The organism is Spirosoma daeguense (genome assembly GCF_054776875.1).
The window spans coordinates 1-1,414 of record NZ_BAAHBF010000029.1; the positions used below are offsets into that span (position 1 = coordinate 1).

The 1,414-nt window shown below is 45.5% G+C and carries 1 protein-coding gene; it reads left to right on the forward strand.

The genetic code is table 11. The features are described 5' to 3' along the window. The first annotated feature begins 280 nt into the window (after positions 1–280). Positions 281–1,237, forward strand: coding sequence for an SRPBCC family protein (locus tag ACYVD4_RS31970; protein ID WP_460952520.1), 957 nt, complete (start codon positions 281–283; stop codon positions 1,235–1,237). The last annotated feature ends 177 nt before the right edge of the window (positions 1,238–1,414 follow it).

The window sequence follows — 1,414 nt, forward strand, 5'->3', positions numbered from 1 at the left end:
GGGTGTAAAGGTCGAGGTAACGTAGTGAAGTAAGCCATTTCGTTCACCATCAGCCCTCGCGGGCGTTGGGTGATGCGTAAAAGCAATGCTTCAAATTCGGGCTTTCTGTCGACAGTTTAACCGCCCCGTTAGGCAAGTTTTGGGCTTGCATTTTTGGGTTCCGGTCGACAACGCGAACGCCCCACGTAGGCAAGGTAAGTGAGTTGGGTAGCTTTCGTGCGACACTAGAACCGGCTCCATACGGAAAGTTTAGATTTGCAGCTTTGGTGACAGAATATACATGAAAGAACTGATAGAAAGACTACTACCAGACGATGATCAAAAACGCAAGTGGACATCAATCAGTCTAACCGTTTTTATCGCCGGTCTCTTAACGATCTGGGGCATTTATGGTATTGGGCAGTATGGTATCGCCTTGTTTATTTTAACGCCTATTTTTATCGGGGCTGGTTCCACAATTCTTTATGGCCTGAACAAAGAAATTACCCGACGTGACGCTTGGCAAATAGGGTATTTGACATTGGCAATTTTTCTGGCTGTACTCTTAGTGTTCGCAATTGAAGGTATCATCTGTATTTTCATGGCCGCCCCGTTCGGGCTTCTGTTGACTTGGATTGGAAGTTTAATTGGTTTTTCAATCATCAATAAAAATTCAAGCAATGCCCCAACAACCTTCCTTTTGCTGATTGGTATCATTCCAACAACGGCTTTTTTGGAAAAAAGCAGTCCACCCACGTTGGTTTCCGTAGTAAGTTCCATTCAGATTGATGCACCTCCGCAAACAGTTTGGAAGAATGTAATTGAGTTTCCGCAATTAGACGAGCCGGAAGACTTTATTTTTAAAACAGGCATTGCCTATCCAATCAACGCCAGAATCAAAGGAGTAGGCGTTGGGGCGGTGCGTCATTGCAACTTTACAACCGGAAGTTTTGTCGAGCCAATCACGGTTTGGGACGAGCCACGATTACTAAAATTTGCTGTCTTAGAGCAGCCGGAGCCGATGAAAGAGTTGAGTTTTTGGAATGTGGATGCACCCCACCTACACGACTACTTTGTATCGAAGCAGGGGCAATTCAAGTTAACCCGTCTATCGAACGGTAAAACGCTTTTAGAAGGTACAACTTGGTACTACCACAATATTAAACCGGCTGCTTATTGGCAACTTTGGAGTAATTACATCATTCACAAGATTCACAATCGAGTGCTGGTGCATATAAAGAAAAATTCAGAAGGGTAGCTTCCCGTCGACAGGAAGCCCGTCCCGCAGGAGCGTTTTCAGCCCAACCAAATGAGGGTGTAAAGGTTGGAAGTTGTTTTTGTTCAGGCACGTAGCGTTATCATCCATCAACCCTCATGGTCGTTGGGTGAAGAGTCCATACAGTGTTCGTTTGGTAGGCTCCCTGCGACAGTGGAG

Bases quoted from the DNA above. Each gene is read 5' to 3' on its own strand.
- ACYVD4_RS31970 (WP_460952520.1), top strand. From the start codon at position 281: ATGAAAGAACTGATAGAAAGACTACTACCAGACGATGATCAAAAACGC.